Origin of the sequence: Paenibacillus ihuae (assembly GCF_001368795.1) — a bacterium.
GTDB classification, from domain to species: Bacteria; Bacillota; Bacilli; order Paenibacillales; family Paenibacillaceae; genus Paenibacillus_AQ; species Paenibacillus_AQ ihuae.
On the sequence record NZ_LN831198.1, the window covers coordinates 2,393,477 to 2,416,744 of the forward strand.

Annotated in this window: 22 protein-coding genes, 3 pseudogenes and 1 riboswitch; of the genes and pseudogenes, 19 read left to right on the forward strand and 6 right to left on the reverse strand. The window is 47.1% G+C overall.

Going from position 1 to position 23,268, the window contains the following annotated elements; translation table 11 throughout:
• The 6 genes and pseudogenes from AQR02_RS34035 to AQR02_RS10800 form a co-directional block, all read left to right on the forward strand.
• Positions 1-1,056: pseudogene (locus AQR02_RS34035) on the forward strand (histidine kinase); the annotation flags it as partial.
• A gap of 108 nt (positions 1,057-1,164) precedes the next feature.
• Positions 1,165-1,570, forward strand: a pseudogene (locus AQR02_RS10785) (ATP-binding cassette domain-containing protein); the annotation flags it as partial.
• Positions 1,571-1,683: 113 nt separating this feature from the next.
• Positions 1,684-1,944 carry an NAD(P)-dependent oxidoreductase gene (locus AQR02_RS10790; RefSeq protein ID WP_054940560.1) on the forward strand — a complete coding sequence of 87 codons (261 nt, stop codon included), beginning with the start codon at positions 1,684-1,686 and terminating at the stop codon, positions 1,942-1,944.
• A 20-nt stretch (positions 1,945-1,964) separates the two neighbouring features.
• On the forward strand, positions 1,965-2,204 hold the full coding sequence (locus AQR02_RS32400) for a M20 family metallopeptidase (RefSeq protein WP_148449084.1): 240 nt from the start codon (positions 1,965-1,967) through the stop codon (positions 2,202-2,204).
• A gap of 190 nt (positions 2,205-2,394) precedes the next feature.
• Positions 2,395-3,051 (forward strand): TetR/AcrR family transcriptional regulator, encoded by a 657-nt coding sequence (locus AQR02_RS10795; protein WP_054940561.1) that lies wholly within the window; start codon positions 2,395-2,397, stop codon positions 3,049-3,051.
• Between the two features lie 4 nt (positions 3,052-3,055).
• A complete protein-coding gene (locus AQR02_RS10800; RefSeq protein WP_054940562.1) occupies positions 3,056-4,243 on the forward strand; it encodes a YhgE/Pip domain-containing protein in 1,188 nt (395 codons plus the stop codon).
• A 95-nt stretch (positions 4,244-4,338) separates the two neighbouring features.
• Here the strand turns inward: AQR02_RS10800 and AQR02_RS10805 are convergent, their stop codons facing one another.
• A complete protein-coding gene (locus AQR02_RS10805) occupies positions 4,339-5,385 on the reverse strand; it encodes an aromatic ring-hydroxylating oxygenase subunit alpha (protein WP_054940563.1) in 1,047 nt (348 codons plus the stop codon).
• Positions 5,386-5,493: 108 nt separating this feature from the next.
• Positions 5,494-5,596: riboswitch (purine riboswitch) on the reverse strand.
• Between the two features lie 268 nt (positions 5,597-5,864).
• Between AQR02_RS10805 and AQR02_RS10810 the strand changes: the two genes are divergently transcribed.
• The 10 genes from AQR02_RS10810 to AQR02_RS10850 all read left to right on the forward strand — a co-directional run bounded on the left by AQR02_RS10810 (position 5,865) and on the right by AQR02_RS10850 (position 15,881).
• Positions 5,865-6,362, forward strand: coding sequence for a DedA family protein (locus AQR02_RS10810; RefSeq protein WP_054940564.1), 498 nt, complete (start codon positions 5,865-5,867; stop codon positions 6,360-6,362).
• Positions 6,363-6,469: 107 nt separating this feature from the next.
• Positions 6,470-9,583 carry a GNAT family N-acetyltransferase gene (locus AQR02_RS10815; RefSeq protein ID WP_054940565.1) on the forward strand — a complete coding sequence of 1,038 codons (3,114 nt, stop codon included), beginning with the start codon at positions 6,470-6,472 and terminating at the stop codon, positions 9,581-9,583.
• 20 nt (positions 9,584-9,603) lie between these two features.
• Entirely contained in the window at positions 9,604-10,470 is an 867-nt protein-coding gene (locus AQR02_RS10820; RefSeq protein WP_054940566.1) for an amidohydrolase family protein, read from the forward strand.
• Between the two features lie 50 nt (positions 10,471-10,520).
• Entirely contained in the window at positions 10,521-11,642 is a 1,122-nt protein-coding gene (locus tag AQR02_RS10825) for an NAD(P)/FAD-dependent oxidoreductase (protein ID WP_054940567.1), read from the forward strand.
• A gap of 30 nt (positions 11,643-11,672) precedes the next feature.
• A complete protein-coding gene (locus AQR02_RS35295; RefSeq protein WP_342447449.1) occupies positions 11,673-11,879 on the forward strand; it encodes a nitroreductase family protein in 207 nt (68 codons plus the stop codon).
• Entirely contained in the window at positions 11,821-12,054 is a 234-nt protein-coding gene (locus tag AQR02_RS35300) for a nitroreductase family protein (RefSeq protein ID WP_342447450.1), read from the forward strand. Before AQR02_RS35295 ends, AQR02_RS35300 begins: the two co-directional genes overlap by 59 nt.
• Positions 12,055-12,086: 32 nt before the next feature.
• Positions 12,087-12,560, forward strand: coding sequence for a MarR family transcriptional regulator (locus AQR02_RS10835; protein ID WP_054940568.1), 474 nt, complete (start codon positions 12,087-12,089; stop codon positions 12,558-12,560).
• 152 nt (positions 12,561-12,712) lie between these two features.
• Positions 12,713-13,945 (forward strand): MFS transporter, encoded by a 1,233-nt coding sequence (locus tag AQR02_RS10840; protein WP_054940569.1) that lies wholly within the window; start codon positions 12,713-12,715, stop codon positions 13,943-13,945.
• A gap of 95 nt (positions 13,946-14,040) precedes the next feature.
• Positions 14,041-14,274 (forward strand): DUF2188 domain-containing protein, encoded by a 234-nt coding sequence (locus tag AQR02_RS10845; protein WP_054940570.1) that lies wholly within the window; start codon positions 14,041-14,043, stop codon positions 14,272-14,274.
• A gap of 179 nt (positions 14,275-14,453) precedes the next feature.
• Positions 14,454-15,881, forward strand: coding sequence for an amino acid permease (locus AQR02_RS10850; RefSeq protein WP_054940571.1), 1,428 nt, complete (start codon positions 14,454-14,456; stop codon positions 15,879-15,881).
• Here the strand turns inward: AQR02_RS10850 and AQR02_RS10855 are convergent.
• From AQR02_RS10855 to AQR02_RS10865, 3 genes are all read right to left on the reverse strand, one after another.
• Complete coding sequence (locus tag AQR02_RS10855) at positions 15,878-16,510, reverse strand: LysE family transporter (RefSeq protein WP_054942070.1); 633 nt, start codon at positions 16,508-16,510, stop codon at positions 15,878-15,880. The two genes, AQR02_RS10850 and AQR02_RS10855, sit on opposite strands and share 4 nt — an antisense overlap.
• Positions 16,511-16,634: 124 nt before the next feature.
• The gene (locus AQR02_RS10860) at positions 16,635-17,156 is read right to left on the reverse strand and encodes a DUF3231 family protein (protein ID WP_054940572.1); all 522 of its coding nucleotides are present in this window, start codon (positions 17,154-17,156) and stop codon (positions 16,635-16,637) included.
• Positions 17,157-17,253: 97 nt separating this feature from the next.
• Positions 17,254-18,915, reverse strand: a complete 1,662-nt coding sequence (locus AQR02_RS10865) for a ribonuclease J (RefSeq protein ID WP_054940573.1) — start codon at positions 18,913-18,915, stop codon at positions 17,254-17,256.
• A gap of 285 nt (positions 18,916-19,200) precedes the next feature.
• Between AQR02_RS10865 and AQR02_RS10870 the strand changes: the two genes are divergently transcribed.
• On the forward strand, positions 19,201-19,992 hold the full coding sequence (locus AQR02_RS10870) for an MFS transporter (protein WP_054940574.1): 792 nt from the start codon (positions 19,201-19,203) through the stop codon (positions 19,990-19,992).
• Positions 19,993-20,001: 9 nt separating this feature from the next.
• The gene (locus tag AQR02_RS10875; RefSeq protein WP_054940575.1) at positions 20,002-20,361 is read left to right on the forward strand and encodes an MmcQ/YjbR family DNA-binding protein; all 360 of its coding nucleotides are present in this window, start codon (positions 20,002-20,004) and stop codon (positions 20,359-20,361) included.
• 80 nt (positions 20,362-20,441) lie between these two features.
• On the opposite strand, the gene AQR02_RS10880 is transcribed toward AQR02_RS10875, so the two are convergent.
• Together AQR02_RS10880 and AQR02_RS10885 are read right to left on the reverse strand one after the other, a co-directional pair.
• Positions 20,442-21,227 (reverse strand): hypothetical protein, encoded by a 786-nt coding sequence (locus AQR02_RS10880; protein ID WP_159067738.1) that lies wholly within the window; start codon positions 21,225-21,227, stop codon positions 20,442-20,444.
• A 101-nt stretch (positions 21,228-21,328) separates the two neighbouring features.
• Positions 21,329-22,192, reverse strand: coding sequence for a MurR/RpiR family transcriptional regulator (locus AQR02_RS10885; protein WP_054942071.1), 864 nt, complete (start codon positions 22,190-22,192; stop codon positions 21,329-21,331).
• Positions 22,193-22,337: 145 nt separating this feature from the next.
• On the opposite strand from AQR02_RS10885, the pseudogene AQR02_RS10890 reads away from it, so the two are divergent.
• Positions 22,338-23,268, forward strand: a pseudogene (locus AQR02_RS10890) (Gfo/Idh/MocA family oxidoreductase).

Genomic DNA, 23,268 nt, shown 5'->3' on the forward strand with positions numbered 1-23,268 from the left:
CGGCTCCCGGAGTGGGCAAAACCTATAAAATGCTGCAGGAGGGAAATCTTCTGCTGAACCGGGGGATCGACGTGGTGATCGGTCTGCTTGAAACCCACGGAAGAAAAGAAACCCAGGCACAGATCGGCGGGTTACCAATGATTCCGCGGGCCAGGATTCCCTATCAGTCTACTCAGCTGGAAGAAATGGATACTGAAGCAATTATATCCCGCCACCCGGAGGTTGTACTGGTGGATGAGCTAGCCCATACCAATGTGCCCGGCAGTCAGAGCGGTAAGCGGTATGAGGATGTTATCCGTCTTTTGGAAAACGGAATTTCTGTCATCACTACAGTAAATGTTCAGCATCTCGAAAGCCTGAATGATGCGGTAGCCCAGTTAACGGGTGTGCGGGTTCGCGAGACCGTGCCGGATGCGATTCTCAAAATGGCTGGCGAAGTCGAGCTGATCGATGTCACGCCGCAAATGCTGCAGGAACGGATGCGGGAAGGGAAAATTTACGCCTCCGAGAAGGTGAATCAGGCGCTGGAATCCTTTTTTAAGCTCGGCAATCTAATTGCGCTGCGCGAGCTGGCCCTGCGTGAAATTGCGGATGATGTAGATGAACGGCTGGAAGCATGGGACCGGGATACGTCCCTGCGCGGTCCCTGGGGCAGACGTGAGGTTATCTTTGTGTGTGTGGATCTGGGCCCGCAGGCAGAACGTTTGATCCGCCGCGGCTTCCGTATCGCCCACCGCTTAAAAGCAGAATGGTATGTGAATTATGTGCACTGCGGGGCGCCCCTCATGGTTGATGAGCAGAAGCGTCTTGAGACATTGCGGCATTTGACGGAAAGGTTAGGCGGAAAAATGGAAACTGCCGAGGCGGGCAGCAGCGTTAATTTTCTATGAGCACCTGTTAAGCCGGATGAATGATGTGCATACGACCCAGCTGATTATCGGGCAGCCGCGCAGAGCGGCATGGCGGTCCTTTTTCAAGGACAATCTTGTACATTTCCTGCTCCGGAATGCACGCCATATGGATATGCTGATTGTAGCGGATTTGAGGAAGTGTTGAAATCAAAAAGCGGCAATGTTATGATACCAACCTCTAAATGACAGGAGTTGACAAGGATAATGTAGGATTTCTTGCGCTGCGAGTTCTATTTCGCGTGTTTTATTCTAACAGCTTGCTGAGTTCGACCATGTCTCTATTCATTTCGGGGAGCGTATCGCACTCTCCGGCAAAAACGGCACCGGGAAATCCAGTCTGCTCAAACTGCTTAACGGTGAAGACATAAGCTATTCCGGTATTGTCCGAACGCAGCCAGCTGAAAATCTCCTATGTATCCCAGGATACCTCATTTCTTCAGTGCAGCTTATCGGACTATGCGCGCCAGCATGATATCGATGAAAGCTTGTTTAAGGCAATCCTAAGAAAGCTCGATTTTGCCAGAGTGCAGTTTGAAAAGGATATGTCATCGTACACCGGTGGCCAAAAGAAGAAAGTGCTGATCGCCCGGAGTCTTAGCGAAAAAGTTCATCTGCATATTTGGGATGAGCCGCTAAACGATATTGAAATCATCTCCCGGTGAACATGATGTTTCCGGTCATCCCCTAGAAACAGGCCATTGCCAGAGGGATTACGGTCTGCAATGCAAGCGGCATTCACGGACCGCAGATGAGTGAACATGCACTAGGAGTTATGATTGCATTCAGTCGCAATATCGGTCTCAGCATCCTTAATCAAGGCAAGCGCCTGTGGGGCGGGCACAGTTCACTGGATGAGCTGAAGGGTAAAACGCTGCTGATCGTCGGAGCCGGACGGTTCGGCAAGGAGATTGCCAGTCAGTCCTATGCCTTCGGCATGCGGATTAAGGGAGTGACCCGCCGCGCACAGCCGATTCGAAGCCTTCGATCGGCTGTATCTGTTATCGCGGCTGCCCGAAGCACTTGGCCTGGCTGACTACTGTCCGCATATGATGAGTGCAGCGGGCAGAAGGTGAATGTACAGCTACCGGGGGCTGGAGCTATGTACAAGGCATTGCCGGAGGAGTGAACTTCGGCCCGGCAATGCCGGGAATACCACCCCCTATCCATGGACCAGACGAGTACGCAGCGATCGAGGATTTGCTGACAGCAGCCAAGATCTACACCAAGGTGATCATCGAGCTCTGTGAAGTAAAGAATACTAAAATCATTGGGGACGAATCAAAATTAAACTAAGCAAAAAGGCTGCCAAGAACCAATGGGCCGCCTTTTTGCGTTGTGCTGACTTCAAGAATGGAGCCTTTCACAGGGTTTATAAAAATATAGTAAGTACTCACTCACTTTTTTCTTGCATTTTGAGGAGCTGGAATGTATATTCAGGTAAGTGAGTACTCACTTTTAAATACAGGGTGAAAGGAAGGCTGAGATGGCAAATACCTTGTTTGATATCATCCTCACAAAGGGACAGACCAAAACTAAGACAGTCAAGCAACAGCAAATTATTGATTCTGCCATTACCTTATTTGCCAAGAAGGGATATGCCAACACCTCTACTTCTGAGATTGCTAAGGCTGCAGGTGTATCGGAAGGCGCAATATTTAAACATTACGGGACGAAAGATCATTTATTGCTGTCCGTAATTCTTCCGTTCATCAAAGAATTTTTTCCGGTGTTGGCGCAAGAGGTGTTCACAGATGTGATGGCAGAGGATACTGCTAAGTTTGACGAGCTGCTGCTAAAACTTTTAAAGAACAGGGCAGCATTTATTGATGAGAATAAAGAGATTTTCCGAGTTGTGGTAAAAGAGATCCTGTATAAGGATGAATTAAAAAAAGAGCTGCTGCCCTATTTTATCCAAATACTCACTCCATTCTACAGCACAGTGCTGGAGGAATTTAAAAAGCGCGGGGAGTTAATTGATAAGCCTACAGGTGAACTTATTCAGTATGTTCTCCTTAATATAGGCGGTTTTATAATTTCCAGGGTTGTGTTGTTTGACAATAGCGCTCTGAATGATCAAGAGATTGAAAATGCTGTCCGTCTGATGATGACCGGAATTAGAAATCCGCAAAAAGGGGAATAAGCCAATGAATTTTTCTAAAAACAAACTGTTGTTTCTGGTTCCGTTAATCTCATTAGCAGTCCTCTTTATCTTTCTGCTAACTCAAATCCCTTCGGCCAGATTAGCTCCGAAAAACCTTCCGATCGCTATAGTTAACGAAGATAAGGGCATCGAAACTCCGGATAAAGGCACCGTGAATCTAGGAGATACAATGGTTGCAACCATTACTGAATCAACGTTAGCTGCGGCTGGCAACAAAGATCCGGCGATCAAATGGGTTACTGTTGCCGGCTACATGCAGGCTAAGGAAGGGATGGATAATCAGGAGTATTATGGCGCACTAGTTATTCCGCAAGACTTCAGCCAGAAGCAAGTATCTCTGCAGACACCGTCTCCTGCTTCACCTGAATTTGGAATCTATGTGAATCAAGGAATGAATGCAGCCGCTGCCAATACAGTTACACAGGCGCTGAATGGCATAGTTGACAACATAAATGTCAGTGCAAGCGCACAGTTGCAGGAGGCATTGACTAAACAGGGCGGATCATTGACCTTGCAGCAAGCACAACTTCTGGCTGCTCCAATATCCAAAGCTGTCAGTTACGTAAATCCGACGGGAACCCAGGCAAATGCACCAGTCGCTCTGTTTCAGCCAGTCTGGATGGGTAGTCTGATTGCTGCGGTTCTAACCTGGATGGCTCTCAAAAAAGCCAGAACCTCAAATAATAAGTTAAAGGTGCTCATAATACATGTGCTTGTAGGTGCAGTTACCGCATTGTTTATTGGCTTTGGGGTGACCTGGATGGCACAGGGGATATTGGATTATCAGATCCCGGAATTTACGGATACTGCACTGTTTTTAAGCATTGCCAGCTTTAGCTTTATCTTAATGATTTCTGCAGTGCTTCTATGGGTAGGTATGGCTGGTATGCCTATATTTGTCCTGTTGCTGTTCTTCGGAGCTCCGTTACTTGCCATGGCGCCGGAATTAATGCCCCGCTTCTATCAGAACTGGGTGTACACATGGCTGCCTATGCGGTTTATGGTCGATGGACTACGCGGACTGTTCTTCTTTGGGGAAGGGCTGCATTGGAGCGGAGCTGTCTCAGTACTGGTCTGGATCGGTTTGGGAAGTCTGACTGTTGGATACCTGTCATTATTCAAGCGTGCTGCTCAACCGGTCAAACAAGCAGAGATATCAAGTCTAGGATAACCTTGTCTGCAAAAAAAAGGGTGGATGTACATGTTCGTTACTCAGGACATGTACATCCACCTTTTTGAAATCGAAAAATTTAAGGATTAATGAATTCAGGAAGTATAGTTTCTTCCAAGACCCAGCTCAGTTAACAGCTGTCTGTACGCGATAGAAGTGCGGTCAGCCGGAATATGGGCTTCGGCGGTCAGATCCAGCGGCAGATCCTCCGGTGTCTGGGCTTCGACCATCGCTCTGTCTTCTGAGAACACCTGGAGATTGAAGTTAATCGTATCTTCGGTCGGCACACTCTTATCAAAGTTACGTGAGATCGGGCAGAACAGCCGGGTATATCTTGCAGATACAGGAGAAGCGCAGTTCAGGATCATCAGCTTTCCATCCTCGGGAAAATGTACGGTAAGCGATGCGGCGAACGGGGCGAACACCCGGAATGCCCGCAGCCACATGAAGCCTTCCGGTGCCGGATTCTCCTGGCCTTTACCGTAGTTGCTGACTGTGCTCCAATAATCGGCAAACAGCTCATTCCCTTCACGTCTGACTTTGTACTGCGGAACCTCAGTGTTGTCGGGGTCTGCGAACGAATTTGCATGTACATAAGCGAAGTGTGAGACGTCCAGGAAGCCTTCCATCTGCCGGCCGGACGAACCGGCAATATCAAAGCTTGGCGGCAGAATGTTAATAAAATCCGGATCATCCCAGCCGGAGAATTCCGGAATTTGCTCCACAGTTCCTGCCAGCGAGGTCCAGATCAGACCATATTTCTCCACAGCAGGATACATGATCAGCTTAAGCTTCGGTGAGATCTTGGCGCTCGGATGCGCCGGAACTGAAGTGCAGGCCCCTTCACAATTGTAGCGGAAGCCATGATAAGGGCAGACAATCTCTTCGTTCTCAACCCAGCCCAGACTTAAGGGAGCACCCCGGTGGAAGCAAAGATCACGGGCAATCACAACCTTGCCATGACTGCGGTAACAGACCAGCTTAACATCCAGCAGTTTAACTGAAACCGGCTTATCTTGGATTTCATCAGCAATAGCCACCGGATACCAGTACTGGGATAGAACCTGCCAGTCATTTGGGGTGAAGGTACAGTCACGGGGAAGCTGCATTTGGAATTCGGCAAGCGCGTTGGTCTTAGTCATAGTTGGTTCGCTCCTTTAGAAAATATTGTAATCATGCAATAAACCCCAGGCGGAAGAGGCGCCAAGTGAAGCAGCCCTTGTATTCTCGCAATCTAAATACAAGCCTGATCAGCTCATGCATCCTCTTGTAGCCTGGGGCAATTTACGGTTGCCTGGTCGAGACGCCCACTCCGATTAATGGGCTTATACAAGATTGTATATGTTATTTAATGTGACATTTATCATATAATTTATAATAAAACACACCTCATATTTTTGTCAATGTTATTTTTAGTGACATATCATTCATCTATTTCGGTTAGGGATAGTGAAGTAATTCATTTCTTTGTTAGTTTATATATCGGGATTTCTTAATAAGAGAAGTTTAGCGAAATCAATCTTAGCTTCGCATCTATTGCCTTGCAGTGAAAAGTACTGATGAAATCGTCTGTTATAGTGTGGTATTTGAACGGAAAAATTCGTAAGCAGGAAGTGAATAGATGCCTTGGATGATTGAGATGATTTCACAGTACGGATATTTAGCCATATTTGCTCTTCTGGCGCTCGGTATTATTGGGCTTCCCGTACCGGACGAGCTGCTGACGCTGTTTGTAGGTTACTTGTCCTCTGTAATGGTGCTGAATTTTACGATAACTGTCCTGGTTTGTTTCATAGGTTCAATTACCGGCATGCTTATCAGCTATACCATCGGTTTAAGGCTGGGACAGCCGGTGATCGATAAATTCGGGAAATGGGTAGGGCTTACGCCCAAACGGTTTGCCAGTGTGAAAAAGTGGTTTTCCCGCTTCGGAAACTGGACGATATTCTTCGCCTACTTTATTCCGGGAATTAGACATGTCACAAGCTATATCTCCGGCATCAGTGCGATGTCCTTCAGAAAGTTCCTGCTCGTAACCTTAGCAAGTGCTTTCACTTGGTCGCTTTTGTTTGTTTCTATCGGCTATTTTGCCGGGGCCAGGCTGCCAATCTTGAAATAGCTTTGGATGAAGTTACTAGTATATACTAGAAAAGTAATATACAAGATTATCCATCCCTTACCATGAAAAGTAAGGCGTACACATTAATCAAAGGAGGTATTATATTAATGCTGCAAGCTGGAGAAGCCGTTATCGAAGAATATGAACCCCGCAAACACGCGAAGTCCATTGCGGAGATGTGGAACAGAAGTTTTGAAAGCTGGGGAGGAGATAATGCGTATCTGACGGAACAGAGTGTGATCGATGAGCATCGCAATAGCACGCACCTCAAACTGTTTCTGGCTGTAGTCGCCGAAGAGGTCATCGGATACTGCAGCTTCTCTCATTACAAAGAAGATACGGGAGCATTATATATACCTTTGCTGAATGTCCGGCCTGATTACCACGGCCGCAAAATCGGCAAAATGCTTGTACGGCGTGCCCTTGAGGAAACCATTAAGCTTGGCTGGCCGCGGCTGGACCTGTATACCTGGCCCGGCAACACCAAAGCGGTTCCGACGTATAAGAAAAGCGGGTTTTTCTGGGAAAAACGCGATGACTCCACACACCTCATGAACTTTATTCCTTCTGTCCTGCAAACGGGAGCGGTCAAACACTACTTTGAAACGATAGACTGGTATAAGGACAGCACCCGTGATATCTCCGTTCAGCCGGACGGGCGGAAGGAAAACGGTTTTGACTATTTTACATATACGTGGAGCAAGGATTCGCTTCAGCTGAAGATGGAGTATGAACGGTCGGGGCGCGGCCTGCGGCTGATTGAAACTGAGGATTATCTGATTACGGCGACCATTCCGCGGCAGCATAAGCTTCCTTTCGGAAACAGCTATCCCATTGTTTATGAAGCGGTGAATAAAAGCGGACAACCCTTAACGCTTCAGGTTAAAAGCATCAGCAATCCGCAAATCCGTTTTGAGCTCAACGAATCCAGGGTTATTGCGGCAACAGAGTCTATTGAAGGCAGCTTTTATATCCATCCGGTTGAAGAAGAACAAAATGCTTATCAGACGCATCCGGTAGTGGAAGCTGAACTGCTTATTAACGGCTTACCCGTGGTATTTAAACTTGGCGTGGAGCCGAAGTTTCCGGTTAAGCTCAAGCTGGAGCTGCCGAATCGTGACATTTTTGCCGGAGAAGATATTGAACTTGATTTGACTGTGCTTAATGAATACGACACCGAGATGGTCTTCTCACTTGATTTGCCAAGTGATTCCATTCTAGCCTTCAATAAGCCGGACGTTACGGTCGCGGTTCCGCCTAAAGGCCGAAGAACCGTTCCGCTCGCTGCAAAAGTACTGGCATACGGACTGTGGCATCATTCTCTAAATATTACCGCGAGTGGAGAAAGCCGTGAGTCATCTGTCATCCAACAAGAGCTTAGTCTCGTGTTTCCCGGACTTCATACCGCTTTTGGTGGTCAAACGGATATGGGCTGGATGATCAGCAACGGTTCGTATGCGGCACATCTTAACAAATTCAGCAATGCTCTTACCCTCCATGAGGGCAGACATCGGGCGTTCAAGCTGTTCCATCCCAAATTCGGTCTGCCTTACACCAATGAATTCAATAAAAATCCTGTCTTACAGATGGTTCATTACAGGGAAGAGGAAGCTATGGTGCTGGAAGCCCAATACGCGCTGGACTTCTCAGACGGACTACTGCTTACCTTAGTTGTTAAATTATATAGCAGCGGAATATTTACCCGTCATTTCAGAATTCATAATACATCGTCTGTAGACCGGAACGAAGAAATATATCTGAAGGACAGCTTTAGTTTTGGCCTTGACGGAGGCGTGATGCCTTACCGGGGTGAGTATATTGACTTACATCAAGGCGTTCATGCCTCCAGTCTAGACTATTGGGAAGCAGATGAGCTTACGGAGAACTGGCTGTTTGCGGATGACGGCAAAACCACGCGGGGGATTACCTGGCCATCAGAATTGAAGCTGATCCGTGACCATTGGATGTATGCCGTTGAGCATCAGCTTAAGGAGATACCTGCCGGCAGCATCCTTCAGACCAAGCCGCTCCGTGTTGCTCTGGGAACCTGGAGCAGCTGGCGTGATTTCCGTTCGTTCGCCTTGCTCCAGGGAGATTCACAGGATCTGAACACTTCACCGCAGCTAAAAGTCATCTTTAGTGACGGGAATCCTTTTATAAGCGGATCACCGGTAGTGCGGCTTCAGGAGCACAAGAAAATATTTTTAGACGGCCGGATAGGCGTTTCTTCCCTATTAAACAGCATCGAGGAACACAGCCATGATGTGAATGCGGAGCAAAAGCTCACTGAGGTTAACCTTCCGCTGCTCTCCAAAGAGGGGGCCGAAGCAGATCTTGTCTCTGTGCAGCTTGATTGGGATATTTACGAAATGGATAAGAGTTACCTTATATTCCCGGGCTCCGTCAACGAAATGATCCAAGAGACCAGATATGTAGAACAGGCTGAGGTGCTTATTGCGGATAATGGGGTGCTTAAGATTCAGGCCAGCAGCAGCTTTGCTCCGGCATTGTTTTCGCTACAGTACCACGGCGAGGAGTGGCTTGATTCCTCTTTCCCGCATCCGGCGCCGAAATCCTGGTGGAATCCTTGGATGGGCGGACTTTCAGCCGGCTTCGACGGGATCTCTCCGCTCAGCCTGATCGAAGAGCCGCGGGAAGCTGCTTTTGCTCAAATGAGTGATAATAAAGGGAACCTTTGGTCAGGCATCCGGATGAGTGTAACCATAACGAACAATCCTAAATTCAGGGGGCTTACCCTACATCATTATTTTCTGCTCCTGCCCGGTGCACCTGTTCTTGCTTCTACAGTAAGGATTGAGCAGCATACCGGATCGCCTCTGTATCCGCTTGAGCTTATCTCATCGGGCTACTATAAGACAGGCAGTGAGCTGATGGATAGCAGGGGGCGTGTAAAGAACGCAAGCGGTGAGAACATTATCTATAAAGCGGGCAGAGTACAATGTGAATTGAACAGTCCAAGCGGGATCATTCAATATAGCTCCAGAGAGCGGAAGCAGAAGTTGACCTTAATCGCCAATCCGGAGCTGGATGCTACCGAGCTGTTGGTAAACACCCATGTGATAGCATCCTATACAACAGAGAAGCTATATTTGCGGGACGGGATCGGGCAGTTCAGCAAACCTCAGTTTCATCTCATCTCGGACCTGCAGATTCCGGAGCAAGCCTACGAAGATTTGTTAACGATAAAGTTTATGAAGTAAACTGAAGAGAGGACTTTTCCATGAAAATCATAGATGCACATGTTCATTACTCGAATATCGAGGTCTTTCATGAGACGGCGCAGACATTGGCCAATATCGATTACTCCGAAAAAGGACTGCTTGAAGAGTTCAGGCGTGCCGGTGTGATTGCCGGTGTGGGGATGGGTGTTACTGAGACAGTAGCTGGTGCGTTTCCTGATAGTGCAGCATTGAATCCGATGCTGCTTGATTTGGGCGGACAGCTTCCGGACAATCTGTTTACCTGTGTCGGGATCAATCCGCTGACCCTGCATCTGGAGGGCCAGCTTGAAACACTGGAAGAATCGCTGCGCCAGGAGAAGACCGTGGGGATCAAACTGTACGCAGGGTATTATCATTTCAATGTCGGAGATGAGATTTACGCGCCAGTGTACAAGCTGGCTTCCAAATATCAGCTTCCTATAGTTATACATGGCGGGTTAACCTATTCGGACAGAGGGCTGCTCAAATATTCACATCCGCTGTCTATGGAAGAGACCTTTTTGAAACATCGTGACATTACCTTTATGCTCTGTCATCTGGGTGATCCGTGGGTCATGGAGACTGCGGCGCTGCTGGAGAAGAATCCGAACCTGTACACAGATCTGTCCGGCTGGATCGTTGGTAATCCTGCTAAAGTTGACCGCCTTCTGACAGAGCAGACCTATACGGACCATTTCCGCCGCGCCATCGTATTTGCCGAGAAATATGACCGGCTTGTCTTTGGCACCGACTGGCCGCTGGTTCCGCTGGAGGCGTATATTAAGTTTGTAAAACATCTTATCCCGGAAGCTTACTGGGAGGAAGTCTTTTATAAGAACGCACTCCGTGTGTTCCCTAAGCTGGAACAGCTGATCAGAGAATTATAATTAAACGAATAGTAGAAGGAAGCATGTTTGTCCAGGAGAGGAATGTCATCATGAAGAAAGTCATCGTCATCGGAGCAGGGATTCTCGGCGCCTCAGCGGCATATCAGCTGGCAAAAGCGGGAGCAGAAGTGCTGATTATAGACCGTAAGGATCACGGGCAGGCGACGGATGCCGCAGCCGGTATTATTTGTCCCTGGCTGTCGCAGCGGCGTAATCAGGCATGGTACAGGCTGGCAAAAGCAGGCGCACGGTTTTACCCCGGACTGATTGCGGAACTCCATAGCGAAGGTGAAACCAATACAGGGTATGCGAACGTAGGCGCTTTAAGCATTCATCACGATGTAGAGAAAATCCGCAGGATGCACGAGCGGGCTCAATCGAGGCAAGCAGATGCGCCGGAAATCAGTGAGATTACGGTACTTAATGAAGAAGAAACGCAGGTCCGGTTTCCTCTCTTGGCCGAAGGCTTCCATTCCGTGCAGATCAGCGGCGCCTCACGAATAGACGGGCGTGCCCTGCGTGATGCGCTGCTGCGTTCAGCCCAGAGAAACGGTACCGTCCTGATACACGGGGACGCAGCACTGCAATTTGACAATAATCGGGTCACCGGAGCAGTTGCCGGAGGCAACAACTTCACTGCTGACACCGTTATTGTCTGTGCGGGCGCTTGGGCAAGTCCTTTGCTGCAGCCCTTGGGCATCCGCTTCAAGGTTCATTTCCAAAAAGCACAGATCATGCATGTACAGGTTGCTGACCAACAAGCTACCGGCGCCTGGCCGGTAATCATACCGCCTACGGATCAATATCTGCTCTCTTTTGAGGACCGGAAAATTGTTATAGGGGCGACTCACGAAAATGATACCGAAGGCTATGATACAAGAATCACAGCAGGCGGGATGCAGGAGATTCTGAATAAAGGGCTGGAGCTTGCTCCCGGTTTAGCTGACAGTACTTTTCAGGAGGTCAGAGTAGGATTCCGCCCGTTTACCCCGGGTTTTCTTCCGGTGATCGGCGCTTTTCCCGGCTGGGAGGGACTGATCACGGCTAACGGTCTAGGAGCATCCGGGTTAACGATGGGGCCGTTTATTGGCAGTCAGCTGGCTAAGCTGGCACTTGGATTGGAATTGGACATCGAGCTTCATGATTACGATGTTCAAAAAGCAGTCGAGTAGGTTATACATGAGAGGAAGGTGCCTCAAGCAATGACAATCATTGACCTTATCCAGACACGGAGAACCATTAAACAATTCAGGCCTGATGCCATAAGTGAAGAGGCAGTACTCTCCTGGCTGGAAGCTGCAAGCTACGCCCCGAATCACCGGATGACCGAGCCTTGGGAGATTCTATTCATTGGAGAATGTCATGGCTGCCGCCTGCTTTGCACAGAATTTCTTGTTGGCTGCCCATGATGCTGGGGTTGGTGCGTACTGGGCCTCCTTAGGGGCTCTGCCCCACAATCGTGCCACACTAGGTGTGCCGGAGGATTATGATGTAATCGGTATATTCGGCATCGGCTATCCTGAAGAAGTTCCGGCGCCCAAGGCGAGAGCTCCGCTAGCCTCCAAAATTACTTATTTGACATAGTTGTTATGCATGCATGGGTAGGGGGAAAGGCCATGAACAAAGAAGAACAGCTCACAACCGGTTTCAGGGACTTATATAACAAGATGGTTTCACTTAATAAAGATAAGATGGAAGATGCGCTTAGAGGTTATAAATCTTCTGAAGTACACTGCGTAGAATACATTGGGAAAAATGCAGATTCCAACGTGACCAAACTTGCGGAGTCCTTTTATATGACTAGAGGCGCCATAAGTAAAATAACTAAAAAGCTCATAGAAAAAGGACTAATCGAAAGCTACCAAAAGCCGGAGAATAAGAAAGAAATCTATTTTAGGCTTACTGCGCAAGGGGAAGTAATCTATAACATCCATGAGGGACTGCACCAAGAATTTCAAGAGCGGGATAGGGCCGTGTTTGAACAAGTGACTGAGGAGCAGTTTGACACTATGCTTAGCTTTGTGGAGAAGTATAATACTCATTTGGATGCCGAAATAAAGAAAAAGGCTATGAATATTAAGCCGGAATAATATAGATTCATGAAATCAACCACAGGCAGCCGGGCTCTGATAAGAGCAGGCTGCTTTTTTGCTACTGTTTTTTGTTGACTAGGAAACAATAATGCGATACGATGTTTTTTGTTTCCTAGGAAATAAAAATAGCTTCTTGTGAGGAGAAATTCATGTTCAAATCCAGATCACACCCCATACCAACCCCGGAACAAACTGTAGATAAGCACGCTTTAATCTTCGGCCTGATCTCTGTGTTTCTTTGCGGCATAGGCTTCACTATCATAGCCCCTGTTGTGCCATTGTTAGTACAGCCTTATATAACTAATCCGGGAGATCGAGCGATTGCAGTTACGCTGCTGACCTCTGTTTATGCAGTCTGTGTGTTTTTTGCAGCTCCCGTCCTTGGGGCTTTGAGCGACAGATATGGCCGTCGTCCAGTGCTCCTGGTTTGTCTTTTGGGTTCTGCAGTCGGGTACTTCGTTATTGGCCTGGGAGGAGCGCTATGGGTGCTATTTGCCGGGCGTATTATTGAAGGTATAACAGGCGGGAGCATAAGCACCATTTTTGCGTATTTTGCAGACATTATTCCTCCGCAGCAAAGAACCAAATATTTTGGCTGGGTAAGTGCGGTTGTAGGTGCTGGTACTGTGATTGGCCCGACAATTGGCGGATTCCTTGCCAGGTTTGGTTATTCTGTACCCCTATATTTTGGAGCCGTAATCACTTTATTGAATGTTGTGTACGGATTATTTTTTATGCCCGAGAGCCTTGAAAAGAAGAATAGACTGAAAAAGATTACTTTGATAAGAATGAATCCATTTACACAGCTTGCAAACCTGCTTTCCATGAAAAATTTAAGGAGACTGCTTATCTCAGCCTTCCTGCTTTGGATACCTAACGGATCTTTACAGGCCGTATTTTCACAATTTACAATGGATACCTTCAGCTGGAAGCCTGCACTCATCGGACTTATGTTTTCAATTATGGGTTTCCAGGACATCTTTTCCCAAGTGTTCATAATGCCCAAGCTTTTAAAGAAACTTGGTGATCAGCAGATAGCAATTGTCGGAATGGTATCGGAAATTATAGGCTATAGTCTTATTGCGCTGTCCGCTTTATTGTCCTTCTATCCGCTTATGATCGCCGGGATCTTTATTTTTGGTTTTGGTGATTCGATATTTGGACCTTCATTCAATGGAATGCTCTCTAAGTCTGTTGATTCCAGTGAACAAGGCAGGATTCAAGGAGGCAGCCAATCTATTCAGGCTTTAGCCAGAGTAATTGGCCCCCTGATTGGAGGTCAAATGTATGTATCGCTGGGCCATTCCGCACCCGCTGTTATGGGGATGATCCTAATCGCAGCGGCAATCCCTGTTTTGTACAAAAGGAATATAAACGTGTAGCCATTTCAATGGATGGCACGATGCACTCATGGTTGCGGATTCAATGATACGGTTAATAGAAGGCAAACAGAACTCTGCAGAGGAGGGATTTACCAATGGAAGATCGGCGCAAGCATCAAATTCACACGACCCCAAGTGAGGATGGCGGTTGGGATAATCAGGAGGGCGGCGGCAACAAGCTCAGCCATCACCGTACCAAAGAAGAGGCCGAGAAGGCCGGTAAAAAGGAAGCCCGAAAAGCTCATACGGAGCTAAAAATTCATAACAGGGACGGTAAAATATCCGATTCTATCAGTTACGGAAATGATCCCTACCCGCCTAAAGGGTAGAGTCCCCGGAAATCTCTCAGATACCCGCATTATGGAGGTGAGTTGTCCATGTGCGGGTTTTTGCTGCGGACTGAGAATAAATTTTTTCATGAATTTAGGCTAAAAGGGGATTATAGATCATGAGATAACTCTCAAAATCCTAAATGTGATGAGGACGGAATTCATGAACCAAGCTTCAGATAAGACCCAGGAGGGACAAAAAATTAAAATGGTGGCAGCTAAGTTTATTAGGAGTAGCTGGAACTATAGGTACAGGGTACTTTCTTGGCTCGGGCCTGGCGATCACGATTGGCGGACCCGCAGTACTGCTTGTCTACACTTTAGCGGCAATTGGAACCTATATGGTATTTGATGCATTGGCCCGAATGACGGCACAACACCCCGAGCAGGGTTCCTTCCGCTCCTATGCCAAGAAGGCTTTCGGCAACTGGGCCGGATTCGGGAGCGGCTGGGTATATTGGTTCTCGGAACTATTGATTATGGGGAGTCAGCTCACGGCCTTGTCCATATTCTCCCGCTTCTGGTTCCCGGCTGTGCCGATGTGGATCTTTGCGGCTGGTTTTGCCGTCTTGGGCCTGTGCATTGTATTCTTCGGCAATAAAGGGTTTGACCGGGTTGAAAATGTGCTGGCTGTCATTAAAGTGGCTGCTATTCTGATGTTCCTGGTAATTGCATTGGCACTACTGGCTGGATGGATTGGCGGGGGCAAGTATACACCAAAACTTCCGTTAAGTATGCCTGAACTTTTGCCTTCAGGAACGATTGGATTATGGTCGGCCTTTATTTTTGCTTATTATGCCTACGGCGGCATAGAGGTGCTCGGCATTATGTCCTACAGGCTACAGAAACCGGAGGAGGCTCCCAAAGCAGGCAAGGTCATGCTGCTGGTCCTGGCTGTGTTATATGTCCTGTCCATTGGCCTAGCTGTGACGATGGTGCCGTTAAAGGCCTTCAATCCGAAGGAAAGCCCGTTTGTGCTTGCATTGCGGAGTGACCACTTGGCTTTTGTACCGCATGTATTTAACGGTGTCTTAATTGTTGCCGGATTCTCTACAATGACGGCATCGCTCTATGCGATAACTTCCATGATGCTCACCCTTGCCCAGGAAGGGGATGCCCCCAAGGTTTTCTCGAAGAAACTGAAGGATAAATATCCGCTATACGCCCTATGCCTGATTGCTGTCGGTTTGTTGGGTGCAATCATGATGTCGCTGTGGTTACCGGGTAAGGTATATGAATACATTACTACAGCCGCCGGTCTTATGATTTTGTATAATTGGTCCTTTATTCTGCTCTCGTCTGCAAAACTGCTTAAACCGGATAAATTAAGCGCAATCAAACGCTGGATTGGATTAGTGCTGATTGGCGCAGCGGTTACGGGCACTCTTTTTCATGCGCTCAGCCGGCCGGGCTTCTATATCAGTCTGCTGATTGTCGCTGTAATTGCACTGAGTGACTTCATTGTCCAGCGGGTGCGGAAAAAGAATTCATCCGGTACTGCCAACCAAGAATCGCAGAGTGATGAAATGACGGATGCACACCGCAGCCTGCCCGGCGGGCCTGAATTTCGGATTAAAGGCATCCGGCTGCGTAAGAATAAGGTTTAGCTGAATAAGAGTAGCCGGGCAGCCTGTACGCCAAAATAAAAGCCGAAAACAATTAATGACAGACCGGATAAAACAGAGATCACCCTCAATACCCGAACAGTCAGCAATTTGCGGAAAATACTGGAGGCGGCAGCCATGGTTACATCCCAAAGCAGAATGCCGAGTACAATGGCTCCGCTGTAGAGCAATAACTGTTGCATCGGATACTCACTGGCCGCCTTGGCCAGGATCGAACCGTAAATGCCCAGCCAGAACAGGATCGAGAGGGGATTGAACAGCGACATCAGGAATCCCGACAAATAGGATCTGAAGAGTGAAGCCTCACTTCCCCTCATCTCCATTGCAGTAATCTCTCCTGTGTTTCTGATGCTGTCCACACCTGTATAGACCAGGACAAAGAATCCGAACAACCATAAGAAGGCTTTGACAAACGGCGCATCAAGCAAATGAATCATACCGAAATAAACGAGCAGCATGTAAATGATATCGGCGCTTATCGCCCCCAAGCCGACAGCCCAGGCGTGCCAAAACCCGCCGCGCAGACCCTTGTCCAGCTGCGCTGCATTAATGGGGCCCAGAGGCGCCGAAAGGGATAACCCCAGAAAAATGTACCCGATAAAAATATTAATGGTGTCGTCCTCCTTTTTTAGATAGTCTATTCTGCATAAGGACGATGTAGGACAACCAAAACAAAGGCCCGCTAAAGATCGCGGGCCTTCTTTTCTCTCCAAATTTGGAGATTAAGTTCAATGCTTAAGCGTTAACAGGTTCTGGTCTTTTCACTTGAAGCGGTGGCGGAATGAGCCAGCCCTTTTTCTTGGACAGATGAAGCACCTTGACGCCGATGCCGGCTTTAGTAAGATGATATTTACCAAACAATGCCCCGATATCCTCCCGGATCGATTGGCCCATCATCTGGCTGCAGGCCACAAGTCCGGCTGCATTATCCGCTGCAAGTTTGGCTGCAATTTCGGGATCTGTAAACCGCGCACCAACAGGAATATCCTCCAGCTTAGCCTCTGGCCGGTTCGGATATACCGGAGCTGAAGCCAGCCCTTGCTCTGCCAGCAGCGAATCACATTCCCGGATTTCCAGTTCCGCCTGTTCAATCATCGTATTTAATACTTTCTTGAGATCATTGTCACCCGCGTGATACAAAAAAGCCCGGTAACAAGAAAGTGCGCCCTTAGCTACCATAGAGGCTTGCCATACACCGTAGACTTCACCATAATGCATCGGTTCTTCTTTTGGATTGCCGCCTAAAATTCCTGTCATAATCAAGCTCCTTTGACGTTAATTTTGAACCATAGTTAGCATACCCATTAAGGTGGATCATCTTGCGTAATTTTTCTTCAATGAATAAGGTTTGGATCTACACTTCAATAATGATCGGAAGAATCATTGGCCGCCGTTTCGTCCGCTCATACAGGAATTTGCCTAAGGCTTCTTTGATGGTCTGCTTCATAATGCTCCATTGGCCAAGGTCGGCTTTGCTTAATTTCTCAAGTGTTGCTGCGACCAATTGGTTGATCTCTTCCATCAGCGTGTCTGAATTGCGGACGTAAATGAAGCCGCGGGAAATCGTATCCGGTTCATTCAGCAGCCGTCCATCGGCTTGGCTTAGAGTGATTACTGTGATCAGAACACCGTCTGCAGACAATTGCCGCCGGTCGCGCAGGACCACATTCCCGATGTCTCCAATTCCAAGACCGTCGACAAAAATCTGCCCGGCAGTTACCCTTCCTGATTGACGGACGACGCCGCCCGATGACTCCACAAGCTCCCCGTTCTTAAGCAGGAAGATCTTATCACCATCGACTCCGACAGCCTCTGCCAACAGACGGTGATGGTGCAGCATCCGATATTCCCCGTGAATTGGAATAAAGTATTCCGGCTTCATCAGCGTCAGCATCAGCTTTAACTCCTCCTGGCTGCCATGTCCGGAGACATGAAGCTCACTTCGGGAGCCATAAATAACCTTTGCGCCGAGAATATACAGGTTATCAACAATTCGGGATACATTGCGTTCATTACCTGGAATCGGATTAGCGGCCAGCAGGACGGTATCACCGGCACTGATACTCATCTGCCTGTTGCTCGAAGTGGCCAGACGGGATAAGGCTGCCATCGGTTCCCCTTGACTGCCTGTAACCATAACAGCCACCTCATGCGGCGGCAGCTTGGCTGCTTCGGCAGGTTCAACAAGCATACCTTCCGGAATGTTAAGATAGCCCAGTTCCTGGGACACGGCTACAACGTTGACCATACTCCGGCCAAGCAGGGCAAGCTTGCGTCCGGTTAAAGCTGCGGCATCAACGATTTGCTGCAGCCGGTGGACGTTGGAAGCGAAGGTAGAGACAAAGATTCTGCGGTCTGCTTTTTGGAAGGCTTCTTCCATATGGGCACCTACGAGCTTCTCAGATGGAGTAAATCCTGGACGTTCAGCATTTGTGCTCTCTGAGAGCAGAAACCGGACACCTTTTTTGCCAATGTCGGCCATTTTATGTATATCCGGGTACTGCCGGTTGACAGGGGTCATATCAAATTTGAAATCACCCGTGTGCACAACCGTTCCTTCCGGCGTATCAAAGACGACACCCAGACAATCAGGAATGCTGTGATTGGTGTTAAAGAAGGAAACAGAAATGGAACCAAACGTAAGCACAGAATCCGAATCAATGCGATGCAGGCTGGTCTGGCGAAGCAGTCCATGCTCCTTGAGCTTATTCTCAATCAGTCCAAGCGTCAGACGGGAGGCGTACAGAGGTAGGTTTATTTGCTTGAGAAGATAGGGGATGCCGCCAATATGGTCCTCATGACCATGCGTCACGATCAGTGCTCTTACCTTGTCGAGATTATTCAATAAATAAGCAACATCGGGGATGATCAGATCAATGCCAAGCAGACTCTCATCCGGGAATTTTGAGCCGCAGTCAATCACAATGATGTCATCTCCATATTGCAGGAAATACATATTCTTGCCAATCTCATGTACCCCCCCCAATGCTGCGATCAACAAACGTTCCTCAGCCATATCATTATCCCTCCTTATATAGTTATCCGTAGTATGGGTAGAGCAATGGATAAGTATCCATTTTTCTGTTACAGCTGAATGGATCTTGAGGATATACAAGAAGGATTGACTTTTCGGCCTTTTAAATATATTGTAGACACATTAAGTCTGTGATAGAAGGGGATTCCTCTGCCTCCTGCAGCTCTTTTATACTGTTTGGAGGAAATCAGCGGGATTTCATTGTTTAATTACGGTCTTAATCTATCCGTAATATATTTTATACAGAAAGAGTCAGGTGGATATGGAATGAAAAGCAGACCCGGTTTGATTGTGTCTTCGCTGGTCATCGCAAATTTCCTGGGACAGCTCATGCAAACGATGCTGAATACAGCATTGCCAAGAATGATGGAGGATCTGGGCATTCAAGAGAATCGAGCACAATGGCTGATTACGATTTATTATCTTGTTGCAGGTATAACTGTACCTGTGGCCGGCTTTTTGGTTGGAAGATTTACAACGCGGGCTTTATTCTTCACTTCAGTATGTGCATTTGCAGCTGGTACACTGGTTACAGGTCTTTCCGTTAATTTTGCATTCATTCTTGCAGGACGCATTATTCAAGCAGCCGGTGCTGGGCTGCTGATGCCGCTATTCCAGACTACAATTTTAAGGGTCTTCCCCAAAGAAAAAATAGGTTCAGCAATGGGGCTGGTAGGACTGGTGATGGGGTTAGCACCGGCACTAGGCCCGACACTGTCAGGATTAGTTGTACAGGAGCATTCCTGGCGTATTCTCTTTTATGGAATATTCCCGGTCATTATTGCCAATATGCTGCTGGCTGCCGTCTATACCTTGCTAATGATAGGCGTTGGTTTCATAATGACTCCTATTACGGCCTATGCGATGGGAAGTGTCTCTGTTACGATGATTGTACATGCTTCTCCGATGACGATCACTATCCGTTCATTAGCCAGTTCCATGGGAGGCGTCATGCTGATTGCTGTAATGACGGTGTCACAGGGGATACTTGCTTCATTTTGGATGCTGACGGCAGTAGCCGCAGCCGGCTTATTCTTAGCTCTATATTCCCAGAAGTGAGGTGCTGATATGAAAACAAGTATTATCTCATACGGTCTGAAAAAACAAGGTGCAACGAAGGAGTATCCCTTCGGTCCTGAGATTATTGTACTCAAAGTCGGAGGGAAGATGTTCGCGCTTATTTTTGAGGGAGCAGAAGACGAATTTCGCTTAAACCTGAAATGTGATCCGATAATTGCGGAGAATTTGCGGGAGCAGCATGATGCTGTCCGGCCAGGGTACCACATGAACAAGAAGCATTGGAACACCGTGATGGTCGACGGTTCCCTGCCTCTCTCCGATATCTTTGACATGATTAACCACTCTTACGATATGGTTATAGGCAAACTCCCCAAAAGTGTACGTGAATCCATACTGGAAATGAAGTAACAACAAGCTCAGGCAGCCTGGGAAGGAGAACGGTTTATAGCATTGGCTGCCTGAGCACTCCTATTCCCCAATTATTATGCTTAGTTTATATCAAAATGTAATCTTCCGTCTTTTTCACTAATGTAAGGTTGGCGTTCTTTTACGTGTGCATATTCTGGAAATCTGTTCATTAGGTTACGCAGCATACAGATAATGACCGGATGAATGGTTTTATCGCATTCGCTGTTCATGACAGTACTCTTCGTTGTCAGCCAAGGCATAATTTCACCTTTATATTTGTTTATCTCTGATTCAGCAATTGTTAATGGCAGTTCAGACAGGCAGAGCCAGAAATACCATTTTGCAAACCATGGGCGTTTTCTATCTCCAGCATGGCAATTATAATTATCAATTCTGCCACTTATCCAATCTGTATCATTAGGGAGGACCGTTGCAAGAAAGCGTAATACAACAAGCGATGTATCAAAACATTCTCCTAGTCCGTCATCAGAGTTACCAAAGCAAGTGGTTCTTAGGCGTATAAGAGTTTTATCTACTATTTCATTTACAATAAGGTTATTTGGTGCAAGAAGGTAAAGTAAGCGGATAATTTCAAGTTCATACATATTAGCGGAGAAAATATGAGTTTTCGGTGTTTGATTAAAAATGGTTTTGAGCTTTACTCCATCATTGTATGGTGGAATAAAGAAAATCGGATACATCTGCCGACCATGGCTGTCAATGTTATTAGGAAACTTGACACCCTGATAAAACCTTTTCGCCTGTTCCGGTTTGGTTTGTGCGGATAAGAACTGCCAGACAATATTATCTTTTTGTGAGTCAATTAAGCTCCCGTTTTTAATTATGTAGTGATTAGTTTGGATCATAAGGTTATAAGCATTCATCTGTTCACCCCAAGAAATGATTATAGGCGTGCGAAATGCCTCGGTCTGTTTGTTTGCTTAGATGCTGTGACGGCATAATGGTGCTATACATCCTCCATCATATCAGTGATGTAGGCGTTTTTCTGCGCCTCTGCAGTGAACTCCCTATTTTCATAAGATAGCTTATAGATACAGGAGTAGATCACGTTAAGGGCATATTCAAAAGCAATCTGTGATGAAAAGGTTCCTATTTTGGCATGCTTAACTTCATCATCAGGTACATAGATACATAGCGTACTCAGCTGTGCCAATTCACTTTGACTGGAAGCTGTGATCGTGATGAACGGAATGTTCTCCTGTCTGAAATGACGGGCTGCCCTTAAATAAATCGGTGATTTACCATGATAGGTCAAAAAAATGGCACAGTCGTCTTCCGTCAGATTAACGGTATGATACGCCCATTCATATAACTCCGTGGCAATCACTACATACTTATTGATTTTTATCAGCTTATTCTGGAAGCTTTTGGCCCGGATTTGGGAATCTCCTAAGGCAAAGATAAAGATCCGTTTGGCTTGATCCAGCAACCCGGCTGTATGTGCCAGCAGGTCATTATCCAGGAAGGCATAGGTTTTGGCAATCGTCTCCTTCATTAATTCTGCGATATCCATGGCTACTTCAAGCGGTGTCTCCTCCAGACCAAACGGATAGTTGGGATCAACATTGGAAACATTTTGGGTATTTTGCTGGAATTCGCGGGCAAGCTTGATGATGAACTCCTTAAATCCGGACAGCCCAAGCTTATGGGTTAACCGGTTGATCGCCGAGTGGGAAGTATAGGTTGCTTTTGCAAGCTCCTGAACATTGAAGTGAAGCATCTTTTCCTTGTGCAGCAGGATATAGGCGGCGATACTTTTTTCGTTCGGTGTAAAGTTATGCATGTCCGATAATTGCATCAGTAATTTCAACAGATTCACCTCAGTAAACATTTTGTTCAGTCATGGACGGTCACGCCTGCGGATAATTGGTTGAATGTACCGTTTTGCCTCCGAATCCTTCACGGCCGGCATTGTTCTTCTATAATAGATGAAAAAGACCTGAGGGGGAATTCACATGTTAACTATCGGCTATATTGGGAACGGCAAAAGCACGAACCGTTATCATCTGCCTTTTTCTATGAACCGGGGGCATTTGAAAGTAAAGACGATTTACGCCCGAAATCCGGATAAAGGGGAATGGGAGAAAGTGCCCGGCGTTCTGTATACAGATGATATTGAAGCCTTAATGAACGATAAGGAAATTGGGCTGATCGTTGTCTGCACTCCTATAGAATCCCATTATGCTTATGCAAAAATGGCGCTTGACCATGGCAAAAATGTGCTTGTTGAGAGACCGTTCATGATGACTAAGGATGAGGCTGTATCCATCTTCCAGTACGCCAAAGAGAAGAAACTCGTCATCCAGAGCTACCAGAATAGACGTTACGACTCGGACTTCCTCACGACAAAGAAGGTTATTGACTCAGGCAAGCTTGGGGAACTACTCGAGGTGGAGATGAATTATGATTATTACCGCCCGCAGACGCCAAATAGTGTTACTCATTTTTCCAAATACAATAGTTACTTATACGGACATGGCGTCCATACCATTGATCAGGTCTTCTCCTATTTCGGGGAACCTGATGATGTTCATTACGATGTACGGCAATTGCTGGGCTCCGGCAGAATGAATGATTACTTCGATCTGGATTTCTACTATGGAACGCACGGAGGACCGCCAGGAAGAGCATCTAAAGCTATTTTATCTGCCTAAAGGACATCCCGATTTCGGTGTTGACGCCCTGGAGCATTATGGCACATTAACCTATTTGGATGACGAGGGCAACTATCACGAAGAAAAAGTCATTTCTGAGCAGGGGGACTATGCCCGGGTATACGATGACATTTATCAAGTGATCGTACACGGCAAGGAGAAGACAGTTAACGACGAAGAAACGATCACTGTTATGGAAATCCTGGAGCGGGGAATAGAGGGGTGCAGCTAA

Bases quoted from the DNA above. Each gene is read 5' to 3' on its own strand.
- AQR02_RS10880 (WP_159067738.1), bottom strand. From the start codon at position 21,227: ATGATCCAAACTAATCACTACATAATTAAAAACGGGAGCTTAATTGAC.
- AQR02_RS10795 (WP_054940561.1), top strand. From the start codon at position 2,395: ATGGCAAATACCTTGTTTGATATCATCCTCACAAAGGGACAGACCAAA.
- AQR02_RS10815 (WP_054940565.1), top strand. From the start codon at position 6,470: ATGCTGCAAGCTGGAGAAGCCGTTATCGAAGAATATGAACCCCGCAAA.
- AQR02_RS10810 (WP_054940564.1), top strand. From the start codon at position 5,865: ATGCCTTGGATGATTGAGATGATTTCACAGTACGGATATTTAGCCATA.
- AQR02_RS10825 (WP_054940567.1), top strand. From the start codon at position 10,521: ATGAAGAAAGTCATCGTCATCGGAGCAGGGATTCTCGGCGCCTCAGCG.
- AQR02_RS10845 (WP_054940570.1), top strand. From the start codon at position 14,041: ATGGAAGATCGGCGCAAGCATCAAATTCACACGACCCCAAGTGAGGAT.
- AQR02_RS10875 (WP_054940575.1), top strand. From the start codon at position 20,002: ATGAAAACAAGTATTATCTCATACGGTCTGAAAAAACAAGGTGCAACG.
- AQR02_RS10860 (WP_054940572.1), bottom strand. From the start codon at position 17,156: ATGACAGGAATTTTAGGCGGCAATCCAAAAGAAGAACCGATGCATTAT.
- AQR02_RS10820 (WP_054940566.1), top strand. From the start codon at position 9,604: ATGAAAATCATAGATGCACATGTTCATTACTCGAATATCGAGGTCTTT.
- AQR02_RS10800 (WP_054940562.1), top strand. From the start codon at position 3,056: ATGAATTTTTCTAAAAACAAACTGTTGTTTCTGGTTCCGTTAATCTCA.
- AQR02_RS35295 (WP_342447449.1), top strand. From the start codon at position 11,673: ATGACAATCATTGACCTTATCCAGACACGGAGAACCATTAAACAATTC.
- AQR02_RS10865 (WP_054940573.1), bottom strand. From the start codon at position 18,915: ATGGCTGAGGAACGTTTGTTGATCGCAGCATTGGGGGGGGTACATGAG.
- AQR02_RS10835 (WP_054940568.1), top strand. From the start codon at position 12,087: ATGAACAAAGAAGAACAGCTCACAACCGGTTTCAGGGACTTATATAAC.
- AQR02_RS10805 (WP_054940563.1), bottom strand. From the start codon at position 5,385: ATGACTAAGACCAACGCGCTTGCCGAATTCCAAATGCAGCTTCCCCGT.
- AQR02_RS10840 (WP_054940569.1), top strand. From the start codon at position 12,713: ATGTTCAAATCCAGATCACACCCCATACCAACCCCGGAACAAACTGTA.
- AQR02_RS10790 (WP_054940560.1), top strand. From the start codon at position 1,684: ATGATTGCATTCAGTCGCAATATCGGTCTCAGCATCCTTAATCAAGGC.
- AQR02_RS10870 (WP_054940574.1), top strand. From the start codon at position 19,201: ATGAAAAGCAGACCCGGTTTGATTGTGTCTTCGCTGGTCATCGCAAAT.